The sequence below is a fragment of the Paraburkholderia sp. Cy-641 genome (assembly GCF_011752945.1).
GTDB lineage: Bacteria > Pseudomonadota > Gammaproteobacteria > Burkholderiales > Burkholderiaceae > Paraburkholderia.
On record NZ_VWWM01000002.1, the window covers coordinates 40119 to 56594 of the forward strand.

At 60.8% G+C, this 16476-nt stretch carries 18 protein-coding genes and 1 tRNA gene; 5 read left to right on the top strand and 14 right to left on the bottom strand.

Annotation, left to right across the window (positions count from 1 at the left end; genetic code table 11):
* Positions 1 to 24: 24 nt before the first annotated feature.
* Positions 25 to 100 (top strand) — tRNA-Thr (locus F3J20_RS01525).
* A gap of 109 nt (positions 101 to 209) precedes the next feature.
* On the opposite strand, the gene F3J20_RS01530 is transcribed toward F3J20_RS01525, so the two are convergent.
* The 11 genes from F3J20_RS01530 to F3J20_RS01580 form a co-directional block, all read right to left on the bottom strand.
* Positions 210 to 443, bottom strand: coding sequence for a hypothetical protein (locus F3J20_RS01530; protein WP_167281542.1), 234 nt, complete (start codon positions 441 to 443; stop codon positions 210 to 212).
* A gap of 487 nt (positions 444 to 930) precedes the next feature.
* Positions 931 to 1914, bottom strand: coding sequence for a hypothetical protein (locus F3J20_RS01535; RefSeq protein ID WP_167281544.1), 984 nt, complete (start codon positions 1912 to 1914; stop codon positions 931 to 933).
* 140 nt (positions 1915 to 2054) lie between these two features.
* Positions 2055 to 2501, bottom strand: coding sequence for a hypothetical protein (locus F3J20_RS01540; RefSeq protein WP_240162671.1), 447 nt, complete (start codon positions 2499 to 2501; stop codon positions 2055 to 2057).
* A 134-nt stretch (positions 2502 to 2635) separates the two neighbouring features.
* Positions 2636 to 3193 carry a tyrosine-type recombinase/integrase gene (locus F3J20_RS01545; protein WP_167281671.1) on the bottom strand — a complete coding sequence of 186 codons (558 nt, stop codon included), beginning with the start codon at positions 3191 to 3193 and terminating at the stop codon, positions 2636 to 2638.
* Between the two features lie 306 nt (positions 3194 to 3499).
* Positions 3500 to 3988 (bottom strand): hypothetical protein, encoded by a 489-nt coding sequence (locus F3J20_RS01550; protein ID WP_167281546.1) that lies wholly within the window; start codon positions 3986 to 3988, stop codon positions 3500 to 3502.
* Between the two features lie 87 nt (positions 3989 to 4075).
* Complete coding sequence (locus F3J20_RS01555; protein WP_167046590.1) at positions 4076 to 5110, bottom strand: D-cysteine desulfhydrase; 1035 nt, start codon at positions 5108 to 5110, stop codon at positions 4076 to 4078.
* 11 nt (positions 5111 to 5121) lie between these two features.
* Entirely contained in the window at positions 5122 to 5874 is a 753-nt protein-coding gene (locus F3J20_RS01560) for an amino acid racemase (RefSeq protein WP_167046587.1), read from the bottom strand.
* A 45-nt stretch (positions 5875 to 5919) separates the two neighbouring features.
* A complete protein-coding gene (locus tag F3J20_RS01565) occupies positions 5920 to 7032 on the bottom strand; it encodes a porin (protein WP_167046583.1) in 1113 nt (370 codons plus the stop codon).
* Positions 7033 to 7189: 157 nt separating this feature from the next.
* Positions 7190 to 8089, bottom strand: coding sequence for a polysaccharide deacetylase (locus F3J20_RS01570; protein ID WP_240162672.1), 900 nt, complete (start codon positions 8087 to 8089; stop codon positions 7190 to 7192).
* An 80-nt stretch (positions 8090 to 8169) separates the two neighbouring features.
* The gene (locus F3J20_RS01575; RefSeq protein WP_167046580.1) at positions 8170 to 9486 is read right to left on the bottom strand and encodes an MFS transporter; all 1317 of its coding nucleotides are present in this window, start codon (positions 9484 to 9486) and stop codon (positions 8170 to 8172) included.
* Between the two features lie 49 nt (positions 9487 to 9535).
* On the bottom strand, positions 9536 to 10675 hold the full coding sequence (locus F3J20_RS01580) for a M20 family metallopeptidase (protein WP_167281548.1): 1140 nt from the start codon (positions 10673 to 10675) through the stop codon (positions 9536 to 9538).
* 154 nt (positions 10676 to 10829) lie between these two features.
* Between F3J20_RS01580 and F3J20_RS01585 the strand changes: the two genes are divergently transcribed.
* Positions 10830 to 11762, top strand: a complete 933-nt coding sequence (locus F3J20_RS01585; protein ID WP_167046575.1) for a LysR family transcriptional regulator — start codon at positions 10830 to 10832, stop codon at positions 11760 to 11762.
* Between the two features lie 142 nt (positions 11763 to 11904).
* Here F3J20_RS01585 and F3J20_RS01590 read toward each other — a convergent pair whose 3' ends face one another.
* From F3J20_RS01590 to F3J20_RS01600, 3 genes are all read right to left on the bottom strand, one after another.
* Positions 11905 to 12612 carry an alpha/beta fold hydrolase gene (locus F3J20_RS01590; protein ID WP_167281550.1) on the bottom strand — a complete coding sequence of 236 codons (708 nt, stop codon included), beginning with the start codon at positions 12610 to 12612 and terminating at the stop codon, positions 11905 to 11907.
* A gap of 55 nt (positions 12613 to 12667) precedes the next feature.
* The gene (locus F3J20_RS01595) at positions 12668 to 13546 is read right to left on the bottom strand and encodes a DMT family transporter (protein WP_167281552.1); all 879 of its coding nucleotides are present in this window, start codon (positions 13544 to 13546) and stop codon (positions 12668 to 12670) included.
* Between the two features lie 65 nt (positions 13547 to 13611).
* Positions 13612 to 14148, bottom strand: a complete 537-nt coding sequence (locus F3J20_RS01600) for a TetR/AcrR family transcriptional regulator (protein WP_167281554.1) — start codon at positions 14146 to 14148, stop codon at positions 13612 to 13614.
* A gap of 347 nt (positions 14149 to 14495) precedes the next feature.
* Here F3J20_RS01600 and F3J20_RS01605 point away from each other — a divergent pair, with 347 nt between their 5' ends.
* The 3 genes from F3J20_RS01605 to F3J20_RS01615 all read left to right on the top strand — a co-directional run bounded on the left by F3J20_RS01605 (position 14496) and on the right by F3J20_RS01615 (position 16433).
* A complete protein-coding gene (locus tag F3J20_RS01605; RefSeq protein WP_167046563.1) occupies positions 14496 to 15077 on the top strand; it encodes a TetR/AcrR family transcriptional regulator in 582 nt (193 codons plus the stop codon).
* Between the two features lie 98 nt (positions 15078 to 15175).
* Positions 15176 to 15679, top strand: a complete 504-nt coding sequence (locus F3J20_RS01610; RefSeq protein ID WP_167281556.1) for a hypothetical protein — start codon at positions 15176 to 15178, stop codon at positions 15677 to 15679.
* A gap of 118 nt (positions 15680 to 15797) precedes the next feature.
* Positions 15798 to 16433 carry a hypothetical protein gene (locus F3J20_RS01615; protein ID WP_167046559.1) on the top strand — a complete coding sequence of 212 codons (636 nt, stop codon included), beginning with the start codon at positions 15798 to 15800 and terminating at the stop codon, positions 16431 to 16433.
* The last annotated feature ends 43 nt before the right edge of the window (positions 16434 to 16476 follow it).

Below are 16476 nucleotides of genomic sequence, written 5' to 3' on the forward strand. Positions count from 1 at the left end.
TCCCTATAATTTCGCTTCTCCGATGCCGGAATAGCTCAGACGGTAGAGCAGCGCATTCGTAATGCGAAGGTCGGGGGTTCGATTCCTCTTTCCGGCACCAAAAGATTCAATGGCTTAGCCTACGGGCTAGGCCATTTTCTTTTCTGGCCTGTCAACGAAGTGTCAACGCGGATTTCGCCGTACGCTTTGCACACTCCCAACGTCTGGTGTTATGCCGGGTCGCTGGGCGGTAACAGTCCAAGCTGCATGGCTGTGGCAATGGGCAGGCGAAGCAGCACCGTGCCCGCCTTGGCCCATATGCTGTCAATCATGACCACGTCGGCCTGCACGCCGTCCAGTTCGAGATAGACCACGTTGTCTTTTTCCAACACATCCCTATAAAGATGCCATGACGGCTCCCCGTCGTTCCCGTGGTGAGATTTGATCGATGACTTGGTACTCATGGATGGCCGTCTATGTAAGGGTGGCATCTACCAGTGTACGGTAGCTAGGGTAGCTAGGGTAGCTAGGGTAGCTAGGGTAGCTAGGGTAGCTAGGGTAGCTAGGGTAGCTACAGTACTCATCTGTATAAGTCGGGACGTCATCGGACAGGCACCGTCAGATCCTGCGAAGGCTGCTCAACCATGCAGGTGGCGAAAGACGGCACCCGACCGATAGTGTTGAAAAACTCCCCAATCGAGGTCCAAGCCCGGTTTTCAAGGGTCCTCTTACCCCTAACCGGTGCTCGCGAGCGGTTTGTAGAGCGATCTGAGAGGTCAAATTTTCGCGACGCAATCGCGCTGCGGACAGGAGCGAGTTTTTCAACACTATCGACCCGTTTGAGTCACTCAGTTAGCACGAACGCCCGCCCGCTGTCTCGCCGATATGAGACATTCGCATGCAGCGCAGTCACTATCATCAGTAGCTGTCAAGAAGACGGCAACCATCCGTTCAGCCGTGCCACTGCAACGCAGCCTGACAATGGACCTTCGTGCCGACGACCTTGCTGATGAGTTCGTTTGCAGTGTTGATCGCGCGAGCCGCGTCGTCCCACCTCACGGGACGGAGGCTGTGCGCAAAATTGTTGCGCGTGCGTCTTGCATCATCCAGGCGCGCGAGCATGTCGTCGTCAATTTTTTTATGAAAGGAGAGCATCTGCGTCACGATCGAAGCAGTGTAGTCGTGCCCTTCAAGCAGCATCCTGCGGCGATCGCGGTTCATCTCTGTGTGCCCGCCATTCCTTGCGTCTAGTTCATGTACGAGGTTGGCCCACACTTTATTGAGTGATTTTTCGATCACCGACCAAGCAATAAGGTGGGCGGATTCGTATTGATGAAGCGTCAACTGATTGCCTGCAGTCAGGCAGAGTGCCAAAATTTTCAGGCCGTCGTCCGCAAACACTTCGCTACAGCGTGCCATCACGTGCAATGCATGATCTAGGGCGGCTAGCTTTATATCCTGCGCCAAGAAGTTTGATCCCTCCACTTGGTGGATCGAGATGTCCGTGATAAGCCAGTGGCCTTGCTGCTCAAAAGCCTTGTAGTAGCTAGTTGGATTCAGCGGCGACTGTACGGGTGTTCCGGTTTGCATCGTCTCAGCGAGACCCGAATGTAGCGCCATCAAGAATGCGTTCATGTATTGAAAGCGCTGATGGGCTAGTTCCTGCCGCTCTCGCATAATCTTTTCGTCAAACGTCGTACTTGGCACTTGTGCAAAGTTCGGAGACTTGTCGAAGTCAAAGATCAGAAAACCATCGCGGCGAGCTGATATGGGCACATTTGAGGGACCTGATTCCTGCCATACGATTTGCGCTAGCTTGCGGTTGACCTCATCCATAGACGGCATATCCCTAGGCGCGCTTTCGAAGCAATACTGGATTCCGCCGTAGAAGTAGACCGCCAGAGCATAGGGTGAGACCGCGAGCGAGTTTTCCATGAGCTTGAGTGAGCATTCATTGTCGAAAGTGTTCGAGATAATCTCATAGGCGACATCGACCGGGGCGAATGACCGAAACGGGTCGAGTTCCAGCCGTGCATCATCGTCGAGCGAGCGGCGCTTCTCGGCCGACGTGGGAACTACAGGCCGAGAATCGTGACACAGCTATGCCCGTACTGATTGTCACTGGTCCACATCTCCATTTGCGATATCAGCGCGCCGAGGGCGACACAATTCTTGTTCAGATTCTCAGTAAATCTTTCTTTTGAATCGGTGAAGAGGAAGCCGATCCGCTCCAGCATGGCCGGTCTGAAGGTCTCGACTTCCAGCCCGCTTCGGATGTCCGCGAGGGCTTTGACTATCTTTTCCCAGTCAGGCATGCTGATTTGAGTGAAAGCGTAGTGATCGTAAGTCGGCTCGTATTTTTCGATCGTCGGTTCGATATACCCGAACACCTCTTCCTCGAAGAACAGCGAACCATCGTTCCAGCATCGATTTGCGTAGGCGCCTGCCATGACTTCGACATAGGCGGTACCTTCCAGCGATGCGCGGTCTGTGATCGCCCGGAACGGGTAAGCCGAACTCATTGATTGGACCTCCTCCATAATGTACGGAATCTGGATTGTCAGCGATCCAGCCAGCGACGTCGAACGGCCAGTTCTGGCCGAACTGAGACCGACGACTGACAGCGTCTGTCAAATCAAGTCCAGACTTCTACAACTCATGACTCGTCCTCGCCCGAAGCACAAACTAGCCTCGACACAGGATTGAGCGTCCGCGCCTCTTGAAGATGCTCCGGCGACAGATGTGCGTACCGCATTGTCATTGTCAAATTAGCGTGCCCCAATATCCGCTGCAACGTCAGGATATTCCCACCGTTCATCATGAAGTGGCTCGCGAATGTATGGCGCAGCACATGAGTCAGTTGACCGTCCGGCAGCTCCAACCCTGAACGATCAACCGCCTCCCGAAAAGCCGCGAACGCCGTCGAAAAAATCCGGACACCCCGCCCGTGTACGTCGGCATGCGCTAAAACACGCTGCTGCAACTTCTCGTCTATCGGCACCGTGCGAGTCCTCCGACTCTTCGTCCTCGAAAACTGTATCTGACTGTTCCGCACCTGACTGCGCGTCAACGTCTCAGCCTCAGACCAGCGCGCCCCCGTAGACAGGCACACGACGGCAATTAGTTCAGCACCCGGGTTTCTAGACGCCCGCAACTCACGAAGCAAAACGAGAATCGACTCAGCATCGAGAAACGATAGTTCCCGTTCCTGCACCTTGAACTCCCTCAGCGATACCGCCAATTGTGGTGACTGGCAGTTCGACCGCGAAAGCGGTCACTCCTGTTCTCGAACGCCAACGACCTGAACGGGTCGGCTACGACCATTCGACATGTCCTAAACGCGGGGCGAACAGAGCCATCATATTTCAGCAAGACGAGCTAAGTAAGCGCTTGGGAGCAACTTTGGGGGTACGGTTGGGGGTATGAAATCATCAACCGATTTATACATTTCCAATTGGCAGTGCCTTTCACCACCTTTCCGATTCCTCTTTCCCACAAGATTCAAGCACTTAGCCCAGCCCTAACCGGCTGGGCTTTTTGCTTTCTGAATCCGTGTAAGGGCCGGTGTAAGTGATTTTTCGCTATGTTTTGCACCGACCCACACAGGCGGCACGACGGGGCGGATTGCCTCTTCGAAGAGCACACGGCGCGCGACATCGATTGCCACCACCGTGCCCGCACGCTGTTCGTACTCAAGCTGTCGAAGGCCCGCGAGTGCGTGCTCTTTCGCAAGCGTGATCCGCGCGAATTCCGTGGCCGTGCTCGGCGCAGCACCACCGGGGCGCTTGAGCGGCCTGCCCGGTTTGCGCTTCGGCGTGCCATCGGCGTTGATCTCGATTTGCGGCAACTCGCTTTTTTTCTTTGGCACTGGCGCGCCTTTTTTTACCGGCAGTGGTGTGCCACTTCGTGCGCGCGAGCTTCGGATTCGTAATGCAAGGGTCGGGGGGTCGATTCCTCTTTCCTGAATTTCAAGCAGTTCCGAGATGTTCCTGAAACCCGCGATAGCCAAAGCTTTGCGGGTTTTTTGTTGTCTACTCAGGGATTCACATACCGCGCCTCGACGCGAGCGAACCTCCCTGCGCTGTGCCGTTGCACGCTACGCCGACGTACGCGTATCGGTAGCAGGCGCCAGCTGACTCGCAAACGGTTCGAGATAGCCGAACAGTGCGGCGCTACCGCCCGTGTGCACGAATACGACGTTTTCGTCGCGGTCGAAGTGCCCCTTGCGAATCAGGTCGATCAGTCCGGCCATGCCCTTCCCCGAATAAACCGGATCGAGCAGGATGCCTTCGGTCTGTGCGACCAGCGTGACCGCTTCGATCATGCCCGGTGTCGGCAAACCGTAGCCGTCCCCGACGTAGTCGCAGTTCGCAATCACGCGCTCGCGCTTAACGGCATCCGGCATGCCAAGCTGCGCCGCCGTTTCGCACGCGAGACGGTAGACGCTGGCCTCCTGCGCCTCCTTCGGCGCGCGCACACCGATGCCGAGCACGCCGATTCCGCTATTCATGCCGTCGAACCCGGTGACGAGTCCGGCCTGCGTACCGGCGCTGCCGGTCGCATGCACCACGCGATGCACGACCAGATTCTGCTGATTGGCCTGGACCAGGATTTCCATCGCGCAATTGACATAGCCGAGCGCACCGATCCGGTTCGAACCGCCGCCGGGAATCACGTACGGTTTGCCGCCGGCCGCCCGAACTTCGTCGGCAACCGCCTGCATCGCCGCATTCATGTCGGTGCCGGCCGCGTACGTGCGCGTCGGCGCGCCCATGAGCCGTTCGAGGAATACGTTGCCGGAATACAGGTAGTTGCTGTCGCGATTGCCGGTCCGGTCTTCGAGCAGGATGATGCAGCGCAGCCCCAGCCGCGCCGCCGCCGCCGCGGTCTGCCGCGCATGGTTCGACTGCGTCGCGCCCTGCGTGATGACGGTGTCGGCTTGCTGCGCGAGCGCATCGGCCATCAGGAATTCGAGTTTGCGGGTCTTGTTGCCGCCGGTCGCCAGCCCGGTGCAGTCATCGCGCTTGATATACAGCCTGGGACCCTTGAGTAAGGCGCTCAGGCGCGGCATGGGTTCGAGCGGCGTGTTCAGATGTCCGAGCGATAGGCGAGGAAACTTCGAGAGATGCATGGCAGACCTTGTCAATGGGAGTGAATCGGAAGAACGGGAAGTGCCTCGGCAAGGCGCGCGTAACGTACGCAGCGCTGCGCGAGATTCGAGGTCGCATCGAGCACAGGGCACGGCGCGTCATGTTCGGATAGCGCGAGCGGCACTTCCGTGCAGCCCGAGACGATCGCCTCCGCGCCGGCGTCCGCGAGACTCGTCGCGAGAGCACGCATGCCGGCGCGAACCTCGTCGGACACCTCGCCTCGCTTGATGCGATAGATCAGCTGCATGAACGTCGCCTGGCAAGCCGGTGCGAGAACCAGCGCTTCGCGTCCCCGCGCGGCGAACGCACGCTGATACAGTTGCGCGTCGACGCAACCGCGCGTTGCCAGTACTCCGATGCGTTTCGCAGTCGGCCAGCGCCGGCTGCATGCGTCGCCGGCTTCTTCGACCATGCTGACGAACGGCACCGTCAGCGCCGCCCGGATGTCGGCCTCGTACGCGTGCGCGGTGTTGCAGGCCATCACGACAAAGTCGGCCCCCGAGCGCACAAGACCGGCCGCCATCCCGGCAAGCGCCGGGCCCGGAGAAGGCCCGGCGCCGGCGAGCGCGACGTTGCGATCCGGTACCTTAGGATTGCAGTCGATCAGTATTCGCAGATGCTCCTGTTCGCACTCGACCGGAGTCGCCGCGATCAGTTTCTGCAGGAAGTCCGCCGTGGCCTGAGGCCCCATGCCACCCAGCACGCCGACGACGAGTTCGCGCGGTCTGCAAGACGTATCGCTCATGAGTTGTGCCTTGGTACAGGAACGAGTCAATGCGTGAAGCCTCGTTCAGAACGAGTGGAAAATGCCGAGCTCCGTACCGAACTGCTTTTGTCCCGGCAACGTATAGCTACCCGAATCGACCGCGAGGTTGCTATTGGCTGAGTTATGCACGTAACTCATGTTCCAGTACAGCATCGTTCGCTTCGAGAGATTGTATTTGACCTCAGTGACCGCGCTGAACGGCTTGACGTCCTTTCCCGGCACGATGGTCTGATAGAGCGCGCCGACGAGCGCCCATTGCGGGCCGAGGCGCTGGCGAAACCCGGTCCAGAACAGATTGGCATTCAGGGATTGACGGGCGTAGTCGGATTTCAGAAGGCGGTAGCCCGCGTACAGGGTGGTGTCGTGGAAGTGATAGCTTCCAGCGGCGATGAATCGGCGGGCCCGGTCAGACGACGTCGACGGCGCCGCCGTCAGGGACGTCGCCACGGCCGTGAGACCCGCTCCGGATGCAGACAGCGGGCCGCGCAAATTGTCGTATAACAGCTCGTAGCCGAAGGCCGGGCCGCTGTAGTGCAGCGCGAGAGCAAGGTCTTTCGCGTTCGCCGACGCGCCTGCGGTGCCGCCGATCGGCGCGGCCAGTGTGTCGACGCCGAGGCTATAGAATGCATCGAAGGTGAACGATCCGAATGCGCGCTGGTAGCGGATCGAGTTGTCGCCGCGCGCGGAGAGACCCGGGTCCTGGGTCGGCAGCGAATACAGGGCATACGAAGCGGGGTCGAACAGGTTGCCCATCTGGTACATCGGATTGTAGGCACGGCCGATCCACAACTGGTTCCCATGGCCACGGAACCCGACTGTCGCCTGGCGTCCGAACAACCGTCCGTTCAGCGCGAGCGCACCTGTGTTAGGCGTAATGCCCGCCTCCAGCGTAAACGTCGTGTAATAGCCGCTGCCTATATCCTCGACGCCGAGTATTCCCCAGCGCGAGGCCTGAATGTTGCCGGACGACGCCACCAGCGCGGAATGACTCGTCTTGTTCGCGTTCGTCAGGTATTCGATACCCGTGTCCAATAAGCCGTACATCGTCACGCTCGACTGCGCGTGAGCCGTCGTCGCGCACACGGCGAGCTGGTACGTCAGCGTGCCGAATATGATTTTCCAGGCTAGAGTTCTCATGACCTTTCTTTATTTATTAAGAATGCTAATTGAGAATCCGATACAAACGGCACGCGGGTGCATTGGCTCCGGCATTGCGCCTATGTGATGAAAAAACTCTGCTGGCGCTTGCGCCAATCCTCGCGCAAGCGTCGTGAAAAAGCCGTGTCAATCGGTATCAATCGGCGTGCTCGCTGACCCATTGCGCAAGGTCGCGATGGGTCGTGAACCAGACGTCCGGGCGGCTCTTCGCCAGGCGCACGATCTCTTCCAGAATCCAGATGCGCGAGCGATGCCCGATCACGTGCGGATGCAGCGTCAATTGAAATAGCCCGCCTTCCGCATACGCGGCTTCGAATTCGCGTATGAAGATATCGAGCACTGCGGCCGGCGGCGTGTACGGGCGCAGCGACGAAAAGCGGTTCATCGCAAGGTAGGGAGAATCGTCGCGAATCCATTCGACGGGAATTTCGACGATGCCGGTCGGCTGCCCGCCTCCCACGAGTTCGTAGCAGTCGTCGTCGCCCATGAGCGAGGAGTCGTACAGCAGGCCCATTTCGGCGATGATGGCGAGCGTGTGATCGCTGAAATCCCATGACGGTGTGCGCAAACCGACCGGCCGCTCGCCGCAGATCGCCGTGAGCGTGTCGCTGGCGCGCAGATAGAGCTCGCGTTCCGCTGCGGCGGGCAGCATCGAGTTCAGTTCGTGAATCCAGCCGTGCATTGCAATCTCGTGGCCGGCGCCGCACAACGCGCGCTGTTCGTCCGGATGAAGCAAGGCCGATACCGCCGGCACGAAGAAGGTCGCCGGTACGTCATGGCGGTGCAGGATGTCGGCGATTCGTGGAATACCGGCGCGGCTGCTGTACTGGCCCGCCGACAGCCGGCTGATCGATCGGCCGCCGTCGCGCAGGTCGCTGGTTTCGTGATCGGAGTCGAACGACACGGCGAACGCGCAGCGCGCGCCGTTCTTCCATGTTCCCGGCTTCAGCGGCCGGCCGGCGCGTACCCGGTCGACCAGCATTTGCCACTGGGTGTCCGGCCATTGCCACGGCTCTTGATTCGATGTGCTATTCAAAAATACTCTCCAACGGGTTGACGGACATTGCGCCCGACGATGACAGGAAAGCCCACTGCAAGCGCAGTCTCGAAACGGTGTTACTTCAATGCGGTATGCGCGGTTTCGGGCAGGTGCCACAACGTCAAGCCGGACAATAGAGCGGCGGCGATCACGCAGAACACGGGGGAAATCGGCGAACCGGTGTGCTGGATCAGAAGCGTCGCGGCAAAAGGCGCGAAACCGCCGAACACCGCAACGCCAACGCTGTAGCCGACCGACATGCCGACCGCGCGTTCGCGCGCCGGGAATATCTCCGCGATCGCAGCCGGCGCGGGGCCGGAGTACATCGCCAGCACGATGCCGAACAGTATCTGCACGCCGATGACCGTGCCGAACGACACGCCGGACAACAGCAGACGGGCGAGCGGGTATGGCAACACCACGAGCAGCGCGCAGCAACCGAGCAGCAGCGGCCGGCGGCCGATGCGGTCCGACAGTGCGCCCGTCAATGGAATGAGCAGGATCATCACGACGAGGCCGATGCTGTCGGACCACAACGCTTCGGTGCGCGAAAGATGCGCGTAGCGGGTCAGATAGGTCGGCATATAGTGCAGCAGGATGTAATGCGACGTGACCCAGACCACGGTGAAGCCGATGGCCTGCGCGATCTTGCGTAACGCATGGCCCGGCGCATGCGGGTCGGCCGGTTGCTTCAGTTCGGCCGGCAGATGCTCGGCAACGTTGCGGCGCAGATAGAAGCCGATCGGCCCGATCAGTCCGCCAAAAAGGAACAGCATCCGCCAGCCCCAGCTTTCGAACGCGGCCGACGATAGCGCGCTGCTGAGCGACGCCGCAACCGCGGAGCCGAGCAAGGTGCCGGTCACCGTCGTAACCTGCGCGAAACTCGCGATCAGCCCGCGCTTGCCGTTGGGCGCCCATTCGACGAGGAACGTATTCGCGCTGCCCCACTCGCCGCCGGCACTGAATCCTTGCAGCAGGCGCGCGAACAGCATCGCAAGCGAGGCGAACGCGCCGATCGCCTCATACGACGGAATGATGCCGATCGCGATCGTACTCACGGCCATCAGCATGATCGTCAGCGTCAGCGCGCTCTTGCGGCCGTGGCGGTCGGCGATGCGGCCGAAGCAGAAGCCGCCGAGCGGACGCATCAGAAACCCGACGCCAAAGATGGCGAACGTGCCGAGCAGCGCGGAGAGCTCGTCGACCTTCGGAAAATATTGGCGCGCGAGAATCGGCGCCACGAAGGCATAGACCGAAAAGTCGTACCACTCGAGCACGTTGCCGATCGCCGCCGCGCCGACGGCAGCCAGCGCATTGTCCGCCGGTTGCCGCTTGCCGCCGGCGACAGGTGCCGATTCGTCCGACTGATGAATGACCAACGTCTGCTTGTTCATGGCGAGGTTGTCTGATTGAAAGGCTCGGATGGATGGGTTGCGCGGTGGCTCATTCGAGCGCCGCGAGCAGCCTCGTCCAGAAATCGAGGCGCGGCAGTACGCTGGATGCCAGGAAGTACTCGTTCAAGGTGTGCGCGCCCGCGCCATCGACGCCGAGGCCGTCGAGCGTCGGCACGCCGAGCGCGGCGGTGAAATTGCCGTCGCTGGCGCCGCCGGTCTGCGGCACGTCGAGCAGGTCGAAACCGGCCGCGCGCGCATGTTGCTGCGCGATCTGCAACAGCGCGGCGGTGGCGGCGCTCTTTTCGTACGGCGGCCGCGTCAACTGCACGTCGACGTCGAGCGTAAAGTCGCCGCTCGAGGCGCGCTGCCCGCGCAGCGCGGCCAGCATCCGCTCCGCTTCGGCCATGCTTGCGACGCGAAAATCGACGCGTATCGCGCATTCCTCCGCGACGACGTTGGCGCCGGTGCCGCCTTCGATGGTTCCGACGTTGAGCGTGGTGCCGACCGAATAGTCGGTCAGGTTCGAGAGCACGGCGACGTGGCGCGCCATTTCGACGATCGCGTTGCGGCCGCGCTCGTGATCGATACCCGCATGGGCCGCGCGGCCCGTCACCTTGAGCCGGGCCCGGCCCACGCCCTTGCGGCTCGTGACGCAGCGGCCGCCACTGCGCGCCGGCTCGCAAACGAGCGCGTAACGCGCATGCTGCGCGAAACCGGTTGTCACCGGGCGGGATTGCAGGCTGCTCGCTTCCTCGTCCGGAATGAACAGCATGTCGACCGGCAGTCGTGCGCGGCATTGATGAGCCACCGTCGCGAGGGCGCGCAAAGCGAGATACGCGCCGGCCTTCATGTCGTAGCCGCCGGGACCATAGACGCGATCGCCGTCGATACGGTACGGATTGCGTTCGAGCGTGCCGTGCGGGTGAACGGTGTCGACGTGCGTCAGCACGAGGATGCCGGCGCGCGTATCGCCGGGGGCGCGACTCGATACGACGAGCACCGGCGCCGCGCTTGCCGAAGGCAGCGGAATCCAGCGCGTCGCGAGACCCGCGCGCTGCGCGTGCATGGCGATATTGCGTTGCAGCAGCTCTACGGCGGCGGCGTCCCCGGACGGCGATTCGTGGCGTACCCACGCGCCGATATCGTCGAGCAGCGCGTCGAGCCTTGTCGGCTGGCAAAGCAGGTTCATGTCACCTCGAGGTCGAAGGGCTGGCGCCGATGCGAGAGGAGCAGCGCGGGAATGAACCGATTATTGGGCGGTGACCGGGCTCGAACAACGAGATCAAAAATAACTGCCGAATAAATATTGTTTATGTTTCAATCCGACCGGAAAAGGAAAGCCGATGAGACATAACGACCTGAACCTGCTCGTGTATCTGGATCTGCTGGTGAGGCACGGCAGCGCGACGCGTGTCGCGGAAGTGCTCGGCGTGAGCCAGCCCGCCGTGAGCGCGGCGGTGCGCCGGCTGCGTTCGATGACGGAGCATCCTCTGTTCGTTCGCACCGGACGCGAACTCGCGCCGACGGCCTACGCGCTGTCGTTGCAGCAGCAGTTCGCACCGCTCTTGCGGCAGTGGCGCGAACTGACGGACCGCGACGGCGATTTTTCTCCGGGCGTATCCGACCGGTGCTTTTCCATTCTCGCGTCGGACTACACGCAGTATCTGTTTCTGCCGCTGCTCGCGCGCCGCCTCGCGACAGAAGCGCCGAACGTGTCGCTGCGCGTCATTCCGTCGAATCCGTATCGCGGCGTGCAATTGATCGAGCAGCAACAGGTCGACCTCGGGATTGGCTACTACCGGAACGTTCATCCTCAGTTGCGGCTGTGTCCGGTGCTGGAGGAGCAGGCAGTCTGTGTGCTCGCGCGTTCGCATCCGGCACTCGACTGCTTCGACGAGCACGCGTATGCGAGCGCCAGCCATATCGCGATTACCGTCGAAAACGCGGCCTATAACGCGACGCTTGATCGTGCGCTGGCCGCGCACAAGATCCGGCGGCGGATCGCAATCTCGATGCCCAGTTACGTATCGGCCGCGCACGTGGTGGAGGAGACCGAGTACGTGGCAACGCTTCCGCGCAGCATCGCGGAATTTGCGGCGAAGACCGCCGCCATCGAGATTCGCCCGTGCGCGATCGAACTGCCGCCGCTGGACCTGTCGATGCTGTTCCACGTCAACTCGGAAGCGGACGCCGCGAGTCAGTGGTTTCAGCGCGTGGTGCTCGAATGCGCGGAGGTGATTGCGTCAAGCTGGGCCACCTCTGCCGCAAAGGGATAGGCATGAATCGCGTGTTTCAGCGTGGGTTGCCGCGCAGCGCGGCGGCTGGCGGCTGGCGGCTTCGGGCCGCCGCTGCGTCAACGGGCTGAATCCGCGGTCAATAGCCGCCTTGCGGAAAAGCGGCCATCCGGACAGCTAAACGTCAATGCGTCGCTTCAGCCAGGAGTAACTCGGCGAGGTCGGCCGGGCAATCCAGCATGATCGAATGCCCGCACGGTATTTCGTGGACCTTCCATCGAGGCGCATGCTTCAGCCTGGCATGGGTTTCGACGAACCAATCCCCACCGTTCCTCGTCGCGAACACGTAAGTGCGATTGGCAACGGGCACCGAATCCACTCCCGCCTTGACGCCTTGAACGAACGTGGCAAGCGGCTGCGGTCCAGACATCCTGTCGACCCAGGCGGCGTCTGCTTCGTTCACGTTGAACAGGGCCGCGGGAATAGGCGGAATCATGCCGTCGTTCCGGCCCGCCTGCGCCAGAAAAGCCAGCGCGGTGTCGGCACCGGTGATGTCGACGAGCGACTGCCCGTCGGCCGGCGCATAAGCGTCGAGATAGAACAGTGTGCGGATGCGTTCCCCGACTTCGTGCGCCACGCCGGTGATGACCAGTCCGCCATACGAGTGACCGCACAATATGGCGTCGGTCAGGTCCTCGTACTCGAAGACGTTGACGACATCCTGAATGTGCGTGTCCAGGTTGATGGCCCGATCAGCCAGGTGAGAACGTTCTCCGAGGCCGGTCAGCGTGGGCGTGTAGACATCGTGTCCCGCCTCGCGCAGCCGGCGGGCGACTCTCGCGTAAACCCAGCCGCCCTGAAAGGCGCCATGAACCAGAACGAATTTCGCCATAACTAAGTGTTCCTTTGATTTGCCGTAAAAAATGCATCGTGCCGTCGCGAGCGATTCACCGCGTCCCGTTTCCCGTGCGGAGCCGCGCGGAGATCGGCCATTGACTGAGTGCGACTCCCGAGACGCAAATGATGGCGCCCAGCATCAGCGCCGGCGTAATGGGTTCATGCCTGAAGACAACGCCCGCGCTAATGGCGAAAAATGATTGAAGCAAGGCATAGGGCGCAACCCGGGCCATCGAGAACCGCCCGATAAGCCAGAACCAGGTGATGAAGGCGGCGATCCCGCCGAGCATGACGGTAAAGGCGAAAGCCAGCCACTCTGAACTGGATGCCCTCTGCAGCGCGGCAATCTGACCGCCCTCCACGATCAGCGACAGTCCCAGCAGCTGGAATGCCGTGAAGAACGACATCCAGGCAAAGAGCTTCACCGGATCGAACGGGCCGAATTTTTTGGCGAGTACATTGCCGATCGCCAATCCGAGCGCCGACCCGATCACGAAAAGCGTCGGAATGGCCGAGACCTTCAACCTGGGATCGACGATCGAAAGCGCCACGCCACATAGTGCGATACCGACGCCGAACACCATTCGGGCAGAGGGTTTCTCGCCCAGCATGGGCCAGGCAAGCATCAGGGTGAACGGGGTCCACAACTGGTTGGCAATCCCGGCGACGCCAGCCGGCGATCTGGTGAGTCCCACGAAGGCGCAGGCGAAGTTCACCCCGCCCATGAAGCAGGAAATCAGGAAGATCGGTCGAATCTCCGGCCCGCGAATACGCCCCACGAAAGGGATAAGAATCGCGGCAATCACGGCAAACCGCAGGCCGGCGAAGAATAACGGCGGCAGCACCGTGAGCCCCGCCTTGATGACGGCATACTGCAATCCCCACAGCAAAGGAACCAGCAGGGCCGCGGCGATATGAATAGCTTTCATTGATAAATAAACCAATCAGTCCAAAAATCGACGCGCGAAAATGCGTCGTGCCTTGTCTTCCGTATTCAAGCCGTCAGGCTGCTGATCAGTGCCTGCACGGCATCCTTTGCCCTGTCGGGTTTGAAGCCGATCTTGCGAACGACACGAAGGCCTTCGAGAAAGCAAACGAGCACGTGAGCCGCCGCCGCGGGGTCGACGTTCCTCGCCAGATCCCCTTCTTTCTGGGCACGTTTCAAGGCTTTGATCAACCGCGCCTCCATGGCGCTCCAAAAATAAGCGATCCGGCTCGCAACCTCTTCGTCATGTGCCGCTAATTCCATGGCCGTCGCCACGACGAGGCAGCCGCGCTTGCCGGCGGCGCCCTCCGTGCGCGCAACATAACCATTCATGCATGCCTTGAGCCCCGCCAGGGCTTTCTGGCCTGAGGCAAATTCATCGTCCAGGCGCTTGAGTGCCTGGACGATGTAGCGATCGAGGGCGAGCAGGAAAAGGCCGTGCTTGTCGCCAAAGGCTGCGTACAGGCTTCCTCGGGAGAGCCCAGTGACGTCCAGCAGGTCCGGCAAGGAGGTGCCCTGATAGCCCTTCGTCCAGAAAATCTGCATTGCGTGCTCGATAGTCTGGTCGAGGTCGAACTCGCGAGGACGTCCTCGCTGCCGGTCGGCGGTGGCATGTGGATTAGGCATGGCACATTTATAAACCAGATGGTCCAAAATAGTCAAGATTCCAGCCCAGTCATCTTTACCGCCATGAATCCATGGCCAGGACGAACGTACTGCCCGCATGCGGACAGCACCATCAGGCGTCCCGGATTAAAAATGTCGGCGGAAAGCCTTGACGCGAAACCAACCAACTAGTAGATTGCAATCCATTGCAGACGACAACGATCCTGTCGTATCGAACCGGGTGAATGTTGTCTCACGCGTCTATTCAGCCAATCGAGTCAATACTCATGAGTGTGGAACTGTCTCCCCGCGCCACCGAAATTGCCGAGCATACCAAGCTCCTGCTCGCCGCCGGCGGTTACAACGGGTTCAGCTATGCCGATCTGTCCGAGCGGGTCAATATCAGCAAGGCCAGCATCCACCATCATTTTCCGAGCAAGGCCGACCTCGTTCTGACCGTGGTCGCACAACACCGCGAGCAGGCCCGGGAAGGTTTGGCCGCCATGCAGCGGCAACTCGATGATCCGCTCGCGCAACTGACGGCCTACACCGACTACTGGGCGCAATGCATACGCGAAGGCACATCGTCCATGTGCATTTGCGCCATGCTGGCAGCCGAATCACCGATGATCCCGCAAGAGATTGCAGACGAAGTGCACGGCTATTTCGAAGACCTGACCACGTGGATCGCGACGGTTCTGAAGAAGGGCGCGGCAAAGTCGCAATTCCATTTGCGCGACAGCGCTCGCGTCGAAGCTCAAACGTTTATGTCCACCGTGCATGGCGCAATGTTGACGGCGCGAGCATTGGGCAATCCGGAATCGTTCCGTGCCATTTCGCGCTCGGCCATTGGCCGACTGACTGCGTAAAACCGATCGCCTTACTGGACTGGCGAACCAGTAAGGCGATCATTTTTTTGACCACCCAACCAATCAACTAGTTGGTTGATTTTCGGAGCTACCGTCTTATGCCCCACCCTATTTCCACTTTGGGCGCTTGCCATACCATCGTCAGCCTGGTTCCGTTTGTTGCGGGACTCTATAGCTTCGTCCGCTATCACGGCATCGATAGCACCAGGCAGTCGGGACGGATTTATCTCGGCGGACTGGTCGTGTCGGTGCTTACCTCGTTCGGGCTATCCAGCACCGGCGGCTTCAACGCCGGCCATGCCCTGGGTATTCTGGCGCTCCTCGCAATAGGCGCCGCGCTACTGATTCCACGGATATCCATTCTGGGGCGCGCGCGAGCCTATCTATCCCAGTTCGGCTTCACATTCAGCTTCTTCCTGCTGCTGGTCCCCGGGATCAACGAGACGCTGACGCGGCTGCCCGTTGCCCATCCCCTCGCGGAAGGTCCCGCCTCTCCCCTTGTGCGCAGCACGCTGGCGGCGTGGCTCGGCATCTTCGTGGTGGGAGCGGCGTTGCAATACTGGTGGATGCGCTCGCAACGCGGGCGTGTGCAATCTGCTTAGGATCGCTATGCACTGATCCGTCACTTTCGGAAGTTGCCCGGCGCGGCTTTCGACGGTTTTCTTCGTTCACGCGCCATGTATCGGTAACGCGATGCTTATATCACCCAGGAGAATCAAGATGGATATTGCACGACTTCGCCAACTTCTCGCCCGCAGCCTGACCGGTGTCGTACTCGCGACCAGCGGCCTGGCCGCTGCCACCGCCGCTCACGCGGCGGACCAGGCGGTTCGTGTGCGGGGTACGGTCGTCTCGTTAGCGGGCGACCAGCTTCAGGTGAAATCACGCGACGGCCAAGCGCTCACGGTGAAGCTCAAGGACGGCTGGCGAGCATCGGCAGTCGTGAAAGCCCGTATCGGCGACATCAAGCCGGGCGATTTTGTCGGTATTGCATCGTTGCCCAAATCCGAAGGCGGCGACGGCGCCCTGGAAGTGCTGATTTTCCCGCCGGCATTGAAGGGGACCGGAGAAGGCAGTTATGGCTGGGACCTGAAACCCAATAGCACGATGACCAACGCGACCGTGGGAGACGCGGTCAAGTCGGTGGACGGCAGCACCGTGACCGTCAACTATCACGGCCAGGAAAAGAAGATCTCCATTCCGAACGGTACGCCTGTCGTGACATTGGCGCCCGCCACACCCGACGACGTGAAACCCGGCACGGCGGTATTTATCCCCGCACAGCAAGAGGCAAACGGCGCGCTGAGCTCGGGTCAACTGATCGTGGGCAAGAACGGCGTCGTGCCGCCGATGTAATGTAGCGACCACCATGACCGGCTGGTGTTATCCGCCAGCCGGT